10 protein-coding genes are annotated in these 12,204 nt (G+C 57.2%); 3 read left to right on the forward strand and 7 right to left on the reverse strand.

Features of this window, described 5'->3' with window-relative positions:
- Positions 1-99: 99 nt before the first annotated feature.
- A complete protein-coding gene (locus tag IDH45_RS10510; protein ID WP_190927283.1) occupies positions 100-393 on the forward strand; it encodes an RNA polymerase alpha subunit C-terminal domain-containing protein in 294 nt (97 codons plus the stop codon).
- A gap of 158 nt (positions 394-551) precedes the next feature.
- On the opposite strand, the gene IDH45_RS10515 is transcribed toward IDH45_RS10510, so the two are convergent.
- Both IDH45_RS10515 and IDH45_RS10520 read right to left on the reverse strand, forming a co-directional pair.
- A complete protein-coding gene (locus IDH45_RS10515) occupies positions 552-1,187 on the reverse strand; it encodes a DUF2625 family protein (RefSeq protein ID WP_190927285.1) in 636 nt (211 codons plus the stop codon).
- Positions 1,188-1,572: 385 nt separating this feature from the next.
- A complete protein-coding gene (locus IDH45_RS10520; protein ID WP_190927434.1) occupies positions 1,573-2,772 on the reverse strand; it encodes an MFS transporter in 1,200 nt (399 codons plus the stop codon).
- A gap of 281 nt (positions 2,773-3,053) precedes the next feature.
- Between IDH45_RS10520 and IDH45_RS33955 the strand changes: the two genes are divergently transcribed.
- A complete protein-coding gene (locus IDH45_RS33955) occupies positions 3,054-3,626 on the forward strand; it encodes an FAD-dependent oxidoreductase (RefSeq protein ID WP_223836543.1) in 573 nt (190 codons plus the stop codon).
- A gap of 348 nt (positions 3,627-3,974) precedes the next feature.
- Positions 3,975-4,274 carry a hypothetical protein gene (locus IDH45_RS33960; RefSeq protein ID WP_223836544.1) on the forward strand — a complete coding sequence of 100 codons (300 nt, stop codon included), beginning with the start codon at positions 3,975-3,977 and terminating at the stop codon, positions 4,272-4,274.
- Between the two features lie 74 nt (positions 4,275-4,348).
- Here IDH45_RS33960 and IDH45_RS10530 read toward each other — a convergent pair whose 3' ends face one another.
- The 5 genes from IDH45_RS10530 to IDH45_RS10550 form a co-directional block, all read right to left on the reverse strand.
- Entirely contained in the window at positions 4,349-5,395 is a 1,047-nt protein-coding gene (locus IDH45_RS10530; RefSeq protein ID WP_223836545.1) for a GerAB/ArcD/ProY family transporter, read from the reverse strand.
- Between the two features lie 353 nt (positions 5,396-5,748).
- Entirely contained in the window at positions 5,749-7,041 is a 1,293-nt protein-coding gene (gene hcp / locus IDH45_RS10535) for a hydroxylamine reductase (RefSeq protein ID WP_190927289.1), read from the reverse strand.
- Between the two features lie 199 nt (positions 7,042-7,240).
- Positions 7,241-8,815 (reverse strand): histidine kinase N-terminal 7TM domain-containing diguanylate cyclase, encoded by a 1,575-nt coding sequence (locus IDH45_RS10540; RefSeq protein WP_190927291.1) that lies wholly within the window; start codon positions 8,813-8,815, stop codon positions 7,241-7,243.
- A 187-nt stretch (positions 8,816-9,002) separates the two neighbouring features.
- Positions 9,003-9,809, reverse strand: coding sequence for an ankyrin repeat domain-containing protein (locus tag IDH45_RS10545; protein WP_190927293.1), 807 nt, complete (start codon positions 9,807-9,809; stop codon positions 9,003-9,005).
- Between the two features lie 895 nt (positions 9,810-10,704).
- On the reverse strand, positions 10,705-12,177 hold the full coding sequence (locus tag IDH45_RS10550; protein ID WP_190927295.1) for a protein adenylyltransferase SelO: 1,473 nt from the start codon (positions 12,175-12,177) through the stop codon (positions 10,705-10,707).
- Between the last annotated feature and the right edge of the window lie 27 nt (positions 12,178-12,204).

Genomic DNA, 12,204 nt, shown 5'->3' on the forward strand with positions numbered 1-12,204 from the left:
TCAATCTTCCTCCAACGGACATAGGTTGTCAAAGTTGAAAAACTAAGAATGAGCGAGAAAACAGGAGAAAACATTACTTTATAGTGGGAGGTATGAATCGTGGCGGCTTCACCGAAAACGTTAAGAACGTGCGACAACGGACACCAGTACTACAAAAGCACCGATTGTCCGACATGTCCGGTTTGCGAGCAGCAGGCGGCGCCTGACAGCGCGTTTCTCTCCCTTCTCTCGGCGCCGGCCAGACGAGCGCTGGAACATAACGGCATTACGAGTTTGCAGCAGCTTTCGACCTATAGCGAGAAAGAGATTTTGAAATTTCACGGGATGGGACCCGCGTCGTTGCCTAAGCTTCGGGCGGCTTTGGAGAAGATCGGTTTATCGTTCAAAGATTAGCGTAAACGGGAGCGTAACCGGAGGAAGGGCAGGCAGGCCGCCCTCATATGAGGCCCCGCAAAGTCGGCTTGCCGCCACGGGGCCCGATTACCGGGGGAAGCGGCCTCCGGACTGCCGGCCAAGGAATTGGAAAGGAAGGCTAACGGTCCATTGCGCTTCTACGATGGGCCGTTCAACTGCCTTGCGAATTCCAGCTGCATCCCCCATAACTCTTTGACGCCGACCGCTTTTCTCGAGGTGCGTTCCACATCTTTTCCTTCAGCCGTCCATAGATACGGGTACAGTAAAAACGCCTGGTCGCCTTGAATGTTTTGCGAATCGTGCAGCCACTCTTTCCACCGGAACGTCTCGTAAAATAAAGCCAACTCCCCATTCAGCACCCAATCGATAAATCCGGAATAGGGGACTTTCAGGTCTTCCCAGGCTAGCGTGTCCGGAGCAAAATATTGTACGGTTCCCGTTTCCCCGCTTAGTGCAAAACAGCCCCCGACCAAATCGTACGCGACGATTAAAGCGTCTCCGATCGGGTTGTTCCAGGTAATCAGCGACCCCGAAATACTGGAGTTGCCGGCCCCCAAAATTTTTAACCAGCCGCCATCGATTAACAGTCCGCCGGTTTCAAGGGCAATGGCTCCCAGATAAGATCGATTCGATAGCTGCAAATGTTCAAGCGTTGCGATCCCTTGTTCTCTATTGCAAGGGAGTACGGAAACCCGGTTCTGCGCGCCTGCGATACATTCCTGCAGTTCGCCCCACGCATCGTCCGGACCCATCCGTTTTTTACTAGTTTTCATGGATTTACCTCACTATTGGATGGTTTCTGGCGGGAGACTTATCGTTATTCCTTCATAAGCAGCAGCTTCATTCTGCGAGAGCCGCCCCTTCCTCACCGCAGCTTAACCGCCCGAACCGGCAACCGCTGGGGAAGAGCCGCCAGCGGATTGTGCGCACCTCCATAGCCAAATGGGGGAATGCCGGCGTCTTGTCCGGCAGCGCCAATAAATGGTCTTTCTCTACCGTATATTCGTCTTGTCGAAATCTAGCAACCTTCCATATACTGTATCAGCTTCAAACAAAGAGCGCAGCGTAAGACCTCCCCCTTCTCGCTGCGCTCTTTGCTATGTGCCGACCCTGCAGCCTGCTCGAACGCTTTCGCTGTCCGGTTCCTATTCTATCGGGTTAAATCAGTTCCCTCCGCCGTTTTAAGTAGCGGTACAGCACGATGCTGAAAGCGGCGCACACAGCGGCGCACAACCCGATAAACCCGTACCCGGCCTGGAGCCCCCGGAGCAGGCCGATGGGAGTATCGGCGCCGTAAAGCGCCTTCGTACCTTCTATGACGCCTCCGATGAGGTAGTTGCCGATAACGCTCCCTACCCCCATCAGCGTAACGGTAAAGGTAATGGCCGTGTCGCTGCCCCTCGAATACCGTCTGGCAATAAAGGCCATAACCGTCGGATAAATCATCGCGATCCCCAGTCCCGCCGCTGCGAACAGAACGGCATAACCTTCGCCTCCGATCAGGGCTGCAAACGTACATAAGGCCGAAAATGCCGAGAAAACAATAAGCGACAGGGTGAACCCGATCTTATCGGTCAAGGGCCCCAATATAAGCCGGGCAAGCGTAAAGCATAGAAAAAAAGCCGACAGCATGCCCGAGGCCGTAACGGTATCCCATCCGTAAGCCTTCTCCAGAAAATAAACGAGCCAGCCGCCTACCGCCAGCTCCGACACGACGCCGAAGGTGAGGATCAGCACCATCAGCCAGAGGGCCGGGTCGCGCATCAAGGCTTTCAGCGGAATCCGTTCCTCATGCGTCAGGCTGTCGCCCGGGAACGAGGAGCGTAAGGCCGATATAATGGGCAGAATGGACAGCGACAGCATCACCAGATACATGCCGCGCCAATCCAGCGTATGCCCGAGCACGGTTACGTTCATTAAGCCCGTCGCCACCAGGGGAGCCACCGTGGAGCTGATCCCGTAGAAGCCGTGGGTCAAATTCATCATCGTGCCCGTATTTTTCACGAAAATACGCGCGCCCAGAATCGCTAACGCAATCTCCAGCATCCCGTTGCCGATGTACATGAGGAAATACGACGAAGCAAACGCCGGATAACTGTGGGAGAAATAAATAAGCACGCCCGAGAGGATCATCGACCCGAACGCAGCGACGCTTACGATTTTGATTCCCCAGATCCGGGTCAGAAATGCGGTAAACGAGCAGGCCAGTAAATAGCCGAGCGCATTCAGCGACAACAGCGTGCCGAGCTGGGATTCATTCAGCATGAAGTCGAATTGAATGCGCGGTATAGCCGGTCCTTTACTATTTTCCGAAAAGCCGAAAACGATAAATCCTGCAAAAATCGTCACCAATTGCATGGCGTAAATCTTGTTGAACTTCTCCAGTCGTCTCTCCACTTCCGGTTAACCTCCGGGCTGTTTCTGTCTTCGCTTGTCGGTTGGACCGCGTCATCACAGGATCGCCGGTTCGACGACCGGACGGTCCATGAATCACTCTATCAACCCTGGGCATAAAATGCTATTCTTTTATACTTGAAGGTTTCTGATAAAATCCCCAGATCGCGCGCACAGCCCTCGCTCCTTTAATCGTTATCCTTGTCCGGGCCTGGCGCAGGCGGCTCCGCAAACCGGACCGACCAATGCCAGCCGTCCTCCGTCCGTTCCGTCAAGTCCCTGGCTTCTATATCCCGGATCAGCCGCACGACCCATGTCCGCTCGGTCCGGCCTTGTCGCTTTTTCTGAAGAGAGCCGGTTTCGCTCCCGTACTTTTCGAAGCCGATGAGCAGGCCGACGACTATGCGGGGTTGTTTCTCAATCTGGCCCGCAACGGGACGTATGTTTTGCAAGAGCTGGGGTTGGATGAAGAAGTCCGGCGCGAAGGGTATGCAATGCATACGATGAAGAGGGTCAGCGGCAAAGGCAAGCTGCTGGGTGTTATCGGCGCTTCCGACGGGGAGCCCCAAGGGTATACGGTGAAGAGAGGCGCGCTCCATCGGATTCTCCGGGAAGAGGCGCGGCGTCAAGGCATTCCGATCGAGTACGGCAAGAAGCTGAAAGCGGTCGAAGTGAATACGGCAGAACGCGTGGAGATTTCTTTCGAGAACGGGGGAACCGCATCCGGGGATCTGTTGATCGGCTGCGACGGCATTCATTCGCGGGTCCGGAGAATCGTCGTTCCGGGCGCGCGCCGGAGCCGGCTTATACAGGATTGATCAGCTTTGGCGGTTTTTTGCCCGACAGCAGACTCCCCTACGATCGGGGCACCCAAACGATGGTGTTCGGAAAACGCGCGTTTTTTGGCTATTTGACGAGGCAAGACGGCGAAGTGTACTGGTTCGGCAACTTGGACTATCCCGGATCGCCCACCCGGCAAGATCTGTAGCGCATCCCCCAGGCGGAGTGGCATCGAACCGTCCGGGAGCTGTATGCCGACGATATCGCCCCGCTTTCGGGTATCGTGCATGGGATGCGAGGAGAGATCGGCGTCTATCCGATCTACGATCTGCCTTCCTTGCCGGAATGGCACAAGAAATCCGTAGGTCTGATCGGCGACGCCCTGCATGCCACATCGCCAAATGCCGCAGGGCGCTTCGCTGGCGCTGGAGGATGCGATCGTACTGGCCAAGTGTCTCCGCGACCTCCCCGATCAGGAGCAGGCCTTCGCCCTTTTCCAGAAACAGCGCCGCGACAGGGTGGAACAGATCGTTCGTTACTCCAGAAGCATCGGCCGGCGCAAGCATGCGACGAACCCGGTGCAAGTGTTTTTCCGCGATCTGATGATGCCGCTGTTTCTTAGGAGAGCCGATAAGGACGCCCATCGCTGGATGTACGAGTACCGGGTCGATTGGGAAGAGAACTGACTCAACGTAAGATGCAGCTGTACCCTTACTGCGTTAAGAAACGCATGTCCGGACTGCCTTCGCGGTCGGGTGTCTTAAGGACTTGCCTTTCCCGGACGGCTCCGGCCTCTCGCGAAGGATATGAGCAGCAGCAACACCGGCACCACATACGCGATGCACATTCCCAAGTAAATGTTCAACCTCTGGTACTCGATCAATTTCTGGCTGCTTGGAGGAAGCATGGAAAACCAGTACAGCACCGGCAGCATGAGAACAGCGATCCACCGCCGGCTTTTCACCTTGTAAGCTTGTGTGGCGATGATCGTTGCGGCGAAATACATATTGCCCACACTCGTAAAAACGGACGCCACCCATACGCCGAGAAAAGCCGATTCCAGCCGCTCCAGGATCAGTCCGGGCACCTCGCTCGTCTTGACCAGCTCCAGAGTCGGCCAGGCCAGAATTCGCAGCTCGTCGACGCCAAATACGGATATGCCGGAAAATGCGATAAGCACGTAGATGAACCCCGGGATCGCAACGCCGATGATCCCGGCTGTCATTCGTTTGCCCCCCTGCTCCGTATTCGCCAAAAAGATCGACATCATCTCGAAGCCGAGATACGAGCCGGCCGTGTAGAAAACCCCCTTCAGCAAGCCGAGCCAATTTCCGCTGAATATCGGCAGCACGTTGTCCAGCCGCGCGCTTTGCAGGGAAGACAGAGCGATGATGACGACGGGAACGACGATGATCGGCAGCAAAATTTCATTGACGCGAATCAGCACCTGCTCATCGTGCATAACGAAAAACAACCCTGTGAACAGCATCGTCAGTATAACGACTTCCAGAGGCGTTTCCCGCAATACGTTGGTTACGACGACCTCGCCGAAGCTGCGGGCGATGAGTGCGGTAGAAGCTGCCCAAAACAAAAAGTATGCGGTGAATAAAGGAAGGCCGATGAGGCGTCCGACCAGAGGGTAACGCTTCGGGCCGAGCAGCCGGATCGCATAATCGACAATCGTCTGACCCGGATGGCGGTTGGACAGCTTAATGATGACGGACAACGCCAGGATGGCCAGCAGGCAGCCGCCTATGACCACGATCCACCCGCTTTCCCCTGACGATTCTGCGGCCATCCTGGGCAAGGTCAGCACGCCGATGCCGATCAAAGAGCTGGAGACGATGCTGCCGGACTGCCGGATGTTGGTGTAGAACGTGGGACGGCTTTCCCGATCTGCCGGACCTTTCGGACGGTTCGAGTCTCTGCTGCCGGTTTGCTGTTCGATGCTCGGCTCCCCCCTGCCCGGCTCCTTGTGAGCTCCATTGGTTTGCTACATGTCGCTTCTAATTATTTCCGGAGCGGTGTTAAACTATTCCAACTCTGTTCCGTCCAAGGAAGGAGCGCTTCTTTCAACAAAAATACCCCCGTTCCGGCTGTAGCGGCTGGTAGGGGGGGATGGAGGCTGACTTAAACGCGCAGTTCCCTTGCCGTGCAAACTTAATTCAAAGCGAGCATAGCCGCCATATCCTCTTGCGCATCGCCGATCAGCTTCAGGCCGAACAGCTCGACGAGCACGTTCATGACGCCTTCATTGATGAACTCCGGCGCTTTCGGACCGATCCGGATATCCCGGATACCGAGGCTGAACAAGCCCAGCAGGATGGCGACGGCTTTCTGCTCGAACCAGGACAGCACGATGCTTACCGGCAGTTCGTTGACGCTGCAGCCGAAGGCGTCGGCCAGCGCCAGCGCGATTTTGACCGTAGAGCCGGAGTTGTTGCATTGGCCCAAATCGATGTACCGCGGTATGCCGGTGCCGGCTACCGTGCCGTAGTCGACGTCGTTGAAGCGGAACTTGCCGCAGGACGTCGTCAGTATCACCGTGTCGTTCGGAAGCGAAGTGGCCAGCTCGCGGTAATACTCGCCGCCTTTGCCCGGAGCGTCGCAGCCGGCGATGACGAAGAACCGCTTGATCAGGCCGTCGCGCACCGCTTGAATGATTTCCGGAGCGAGTCCGATGACCGTCTCGTGGTGGTAGCCGGTCGTCAGCACTTGCTCGGAATCGATATTCGCCTCCGGCAGCTCCAGCGCCCGTGCGATCAGCGGAGAGAAATCGTCGCCGACGATTTTCGTCACATTCTCAAGCCCCGCCACCTCATAGGAGAAAAACCGGTCCGCGTAGGTGCCCTTAATCGGCATCACACAGTTCGTCGTCGCCAGAATGGCCCCCGGAAACTGCTCGAACAACCGCCGCTGGTCGTACCACGCTTTCCCGATATTTCCTTTCAAGTGGGCATACTGCTTCAGCTTCGGATAGCCGTGAGCCGGCAGCATTTCGGAGTGCGTATAGATCTGGATGCCTTTGCCTTCCGTCTGCTTGAGCAGCTCCTCCAGCGCATACAGGTTATGCCCCGTTACGACGATGCACTTGCCCTCGATCTTGTTCTGCGATACCGTAACGGGCTGCGGAATCCCGAAGTGCGTCGTATGCGCACGGTCAAGGACATCCATGATCCGGACCGCGGCCGTGCCGACCTTCATCGCCATATCCAGATGCTCCTGGAGGTTAAAATTCGAATTGGTCAAAGTCAGGTACAGCGCTTCGTGCGTAATCCGGTCCACTTCCGGATCGGTATAGCCGAGCTGTCTGGCATGTGTCGCGTAAGCGGCGATTCCTTTCAGCGCAAAAATAATCGTATCCTGCAAGCTTGCGATCGTCTCGTCTTTGCCGCATACCCCGACCACTTTACAGCCGCCGCTCGGCGTTTGTTCACATTGGTAACAAAACATAAAGCCATCCTCCATTCGGCGATTCGCTATGTTCTCTTCCAAGAACCAGCTTAACAGAGCCGGGGGGATGGCGACGGTGACGGCAGTCACACCGTTTCTGGCGAAATGATGACATTGCTTACGCCTTGTAGATGCAATACCGCTGGGAGTATGGCACGGCCATTTACCTAAAAGACGCACGAAGACGCAAACTGTTGGCTTACCGGTCCCTCCGGCGTACAGCCGGGTTACATACGCTGACCCGGTTGCGGCCGCCGCGCTTGGACAAATACAGCGCCTCGTCGGCCGCGTGCAGCAGCGACTCCAGCGTATCGCGGCCGGGCTCCGCCGCTTGGGCCGCACCGAAGCTGGAGGTGACGGCGACCTCGCCATCCGCCGTAATCAGCGGCTCGGCCTCCAGCGCCGCGCGCAGCCGCTCGGCAAGACCGGCAGCCTCATCAAGCGAAGCGAACGGCAGAGCGATCACGAATTCCTCGCCGCCGTAACGGCCGAACAACGTATTTTCGCCAAGTATCCGCTTGCATACGGAGACGACGTGCACGATGACACGATCGCCCGTCTCATGGCCGAAGCTGTCGTTAATCTGCTTGAAATAATCGATATCGAAAAGCACGACCGAGAACGGATGTCCCCCGGTCCGGGATTCCTTTAACAGCTCGCGGGCCAGGTGGATGAAATGGGTCCGGTTGTAGATTTGGGTGAGACCGTCGTAGTAGGCCATATGCTCCAAATCCCGCTGAAGCCGTTTCAGCTCGGTCACGTCGATCAGCATCAGCAGGCTTCCCGCCTGCTCGCCGTTGCGGTGCCGGACGACGGAAGAACGAACCTCGTAGCAGCGGCAGCCGTTGTCCGCCGTCCACACAATCTCCTCCTTCATCCCCTGAGGCTGACGGGCCGCAGGGAACGGTGATCCCGTCATCATGGTCCATACTTCGTCCAAGGTTTTACCGATGAGAGAGAGATGGAGCGAAGGAATCATCGCGGCTGCGGCGCGGTTGAAATCGATGAGCCGCTCTGCGGGATCAAGCACGATAACCCCCTCGCCCATGCTTTCGAAAATCGTTTCTTTGGCGATTGGAACCACGGTGAGCATTTTGGTAGAGACTATCGCCCATATAAACAAGGAGGAAGTGACGCACATGACGATTGGCACAGGATCGAGTCCCCCCGGCGCGATCCCCAGCAAGTAGAGGAAGGCGGCAACCATCGGAATGAACTGCCCGCACAGCATCACCGTCAGTTGCAGCCGGTAAGTCCGGCTCGTCTGTCTCCAGCGGCCAATCAGCAAGACGACGGCGGCAAGCAGACAGCTGAATGTGTAGATGCCGTGTACGATGTACCATTCTCCGATCTCAATCTTCACGAGCGGGGCCGGCAGGCCCTCCCTCAATTCCATTGACTTGTAGAACAGATGATGATAATCGTTCGTCGCAACCATCAGCAGAGTGATCGCCGGGATGACCAACATAACCGCAGCCGTTCTCCCGGATACTTTCCTGCCGAGATAGTTCAGCACGATCATCAGACCCAGGGCGGCCGAGAACGGCATGCCGACGTATTCGACCGTCGTCCAGAGCTTGACCTCCCGGATCGTATCGCTTGCCAGACAGAAAGCATACCCGAAACAGTAAATCGCCAGCGCTGACGTATAGGCCATAAAAGTTCCCGCACCCGGTATTTCGCGCCTCTTGGAGAAGGCGTAGATGCTGAGAAACACATTGAACACACCCGATACGCAGACAAGCGTAATGTACATCGTCAATAGCGAATCCATGTTTGCCGGCTCCATCCTAAGTAGCTGTATATTCATCGTAACATACCGATAGCGGGGTAGTGCGAATTGTTTTGCACCATACCAGCGTACGTGAATACGGTAAACCCTTTATCCCGTTAAACGTTCAAAAAGCAGCAGCCGGGATGCCTCCGGGACTGCCGCTGTATTCAACTGTTCCGGCCCGCCGCTAGGACCCCAGCGGTCCCCGAAGCTTGCCGGCTTTTCGCGCTCCCAGGCTGTGGAGCCACCGAACGAGACCGTCAGCTTCGCTTCGCTGCGCCGCGTCCAGCGGCGTCAAGCCGTCCCAGACGGATACCCAGTTCAGATCGGCTCCGCGTGCGAGCAGGTACTCCGCCGGACGCTGCTGCCCGCCATGGCAGGCGCACCAGAACGAGACGTTAATCTTGTCAGCGGGTTCGGCGCCGCTTGCTCCCCAAGAATACTGTTCCGGTAATTCGGCGCCGTCAAAATGGCTCTGTATCGCATCCATCCGGCCCAGCGCTGCGGCATGCCAGAGGGCGAACCGGGCTCCGCGCTCGACCAGCCGGTGGGCCGCCCTCCATTGCGCGAACGCGACGGCATCGTCGAGCGCAGTGCCTCCGGCAATCACCGCGCCCGGCGCTTCCAGATCCGCCCCGGCATCGAGCAGCGCGTCGATCGCTCCGACGTCATCCGTACTCGCCGCCCAGTGGAGCGGGGTCTCGGCGTGTGCGCCGGCGAACCGGGCGTTAACGTCAGCGCCGGATTCCGTTAGCAGCGAGATGACCGCCGCTCCGTTAGGGAAATGCCCGGGCCAGTCGGTGGCCACATGCAGCAAGGTTCGAGACGACTCGCCGGCGTTCCGAGCTCCGTCCGAGGTTTCCCGTTGGACGAATCTAGCCGCCGCCAGTCCCGGATTCCCGGCGAGAAGCCGCTGCAGCGTTGGAACGTCCCCTGTACGTATCGCCTCGACAGCGGCTGCTGCCAGCTTGTCATTCTGATCAAGAACGTTCATGGCCGGACCTCCTGTGTACTCGTTTTTTAAGTTTATTAACTTTATTAAGCTTTTTAAGTTTTCTATCCCCATTATACCTGTTGACCGGGTACAGCAATAGGCAAATGCTCCGCAATTGCGAAGGGTTGCTTTCGCCGCCGGTTGCTGTTCCTCCCGGGCGGGCGGGTGTCCGCAGCTACCGAAATCCGGAAATCACGCGGAACACAGGAGACGTACGGGCTCTATAACGGAATAAGAGCCTCTAGCACCTCCTATTTTCGGCGTTTTCGAATGGTCGAAGAAAAGAAAGGCGGTTTGCATCTCTTATTTTCAACTAAATGAGGGGTCTGCACCTTTGGATGGATTTTAAGAGTCTCGAACCGCTCTTATTACGCCATCCAAGCCGATTTGGGACAAAATAAAGGATACAAACCGCTCTTATTCCGAGAGTTTGACGCTACCCCATCACCGTGTACAACCCTTATTGCAAATCCGGAGTCCGCTTCGACGGCTTGGCGGCTTGGCGGACTGGCGGACCGTTAGCCCTTATGGACTTTTCCCGTTCCACATCCAACACTCAACCCGATTTCAGTCTCAAACAACGGCCCTAGCGTCCGCTTCACAGACGAAAAAAACGGAATAGGCGGATGCATGGGGTGCATGGTCGCAAATAGAGTCACCTCGGCCCCCATGGTCTGGAGTGCGTTGGAGTGCGTGCGGTCCGCGAACCGGCTCCCTGAGCCGGCTGCCCCTGCGTTAGCGGCGGCGGGATGTCTTTGCCAAATCATCCGCTTCATCGAATCCCCGGTTTAGCTAACTTGCTGGAACAACCCAAAAAAGGCCGCCTTTGCAGCCGGGGCCCTTTGGGATGTCGTTTTTTACGCCGTTACTCTGCCTCTACCACCGGAACTGTCTGTCAAGTCCCGCAAAAAGTCCGGTAAGGTTCGCCCGATTCGGCTGGCGGCGCGGAATATGCGTACTGCTCGGAGGAGTACGCGTAAGGGTCCGCTAGCGCACTTAAAAGCCGCTCCATCACGCTGTAGTCGTCTTGCTCCACCGCAGCCTCCAGCGCTTCTTCCACCCGGTGGTTGCGAGGGACGATGGCGGGATTGCTGCTGCGCATCAACTGCTTCGAATCGGATTCCGATTCCTGCTGCCTGCCCCGTCTCGCCTGATACAGCTCGTGCCACCGGGCAAATTCCTCGCTGCCGAATAGGGACGTGCCCTCCAGCTTGCCGAGGGTCAAGGAGCGGAACGTATTCGTGTAATCCGCGCGGTGCTGTTTCATCAGGCCGAGAAGACGTTCAAATAAAGCTGGATCGTCATCCTCTTCGTTAAAAAGGCCCAGCTTCGCTCTCATGCCGGCAAACCAATGCTGCTGGAACAACTGCGTAAAACTGGCGATCTCCCGCTCGGCCAGCTTCACGGCCTCGGCCTCGTCTTCGTGCAGCAGCGGCAGCAAAGATTCGGCGAATCTCGCCAAGTTCCAGGCGGCGATATACGGCTGGTTGCCGTAAGCGTATCGGCCGTTCACATCAATGGAACTAAATACCGTCGCCGGGTCGTACACGTCCATAAAAGCGCAAGGCCCGTAATCGATCGTTTCTCCGCTAAGAGCCATATTGTCGGTATTCATCACTCCGTGGATGAAGCCGACCAGCTGCCACTTTGCGATCAGCCCGGCCTGACGCTGAATGACTTGCCGCAGCAGCGTGAGATAGCGGTTTTCCCCGGCGGCGGCTTCGGGATAATGCCTCTGCAGCGTATAGTCCGCCAACGCTTCGAGATCGCGGGTATTGCCCCAGTTGGCAGCGAATTGAAACGTGCCGACGCGCAGATGACTGGCCGCCACCCGGGTTAATACCGCACCCGGCAGCTCCGTCTCGCGGATGATGGTTTCACCTGTCGTCACTACGGCCAGGCTGCGGGTGGTCGCAATTCCGAGCGCATGCATCGCTTCGCTAATGATGTACTCGCGCAGCATCGGCCCGAGCGCCGCCCGTCCGTCGCCCCGCCTGGAGAAAGGCGTCCGGCCCGAGCCTTTCAGTTGAATATCCACCCGCTCGCCTGCAGGCGTGATCTGTTCGCCGAGCAGCAGCGCACGGCCGTCCCCGAGCCTATTAAAATGCCCGAATTGATGCCCGGCGTAAGCCTGGGCAAGAGGCGAAGCGCCTCCGGGAACGCGGTTGCCGGCCAGCACCGCAACGCCGTCCCCGCTTTGCAGCGCTTGGGCGTTCAACCCGAGGGAAGCGGCGAGCCGTTCATTCAGCACAACCAGCTTTGGAGCACTTACAGGGACTGGACCTTGCCGCACATATAAAATTTCCGGCAGGCGGGCATAACTGTTATCGAAGTTCCATCCGGCTTCCGTTATCGGCTTCTCCGTCATCGCAGCTCCTTGTTCTTCCGTTTGGAT

Origin of the sequence: Paenibacillus oceani (assembly GCF_014705615.1) — a bacterium.
In the GTDB taxonomy this organism is placed as follows: Bacteria; Bacillota; Bacilli; order Paenibacillales; family NBRC-103111; genus Paenibacillus_AB; species Paenibacillus_AB oceani.

Coding starts and splice junctions, on each gene's coding strand:
- IDH45_RS10515 (WP_190927285.1), bottom strand. CDS start 1,187: ATGAAAACTAGTAAAAAACGGATGGGTCCGGACGATGCGTGGGGCGAA.
- IDH45_RS10545 (WP_190927293.1), bottom strand. CDS start 9,809: ATGAACGTTCTTGATCAGAATGACAAGCTGGCAGCAGCCGCTGTCGAG.
- IDH45_RS10520 (WP_190927434.1), bottom strand. CDS start 2,772: ATGCAATTGGTGACGATTTTTGCAGGATTTATCGTTTTCGGCTTTTCG.
- IDH45_RS10550 (WP_190927295.1), bottom strand. CDS start 12,177: ATGACGGAGAAGCCGATAACGGAAGCCGGATGGAACTTCGATAACAGT.
- hcp (WP_190927289.1), bottom strand. CDS start 7,041: ATGTTTTGTTACCAATGTGAACAAACGCCGAGCGGCGGCTGTAAAGTG.
- IDH45_RS10540 (WP_190927291.1), bottom strand. CDS start 8,815: ATGGATTCGCTATTGACGATGTACATTACGCTTGTCTGCGTATCGGGT.
- IDH45_RS33960 (WP_223836544.1), top strand. CDS start 3,975: ATGCCACATCGCCAAATGCCGCAGGGCGCTTCGCTGGCGCTGGAGGAT.
- IDH45_RS33955 (WP_223836543.1), top strand. CDS start 3,054: ATGCCAGCCGTCCTCCGTCCGTTCCGTCAAGTCCCTGGCTTCTATATC.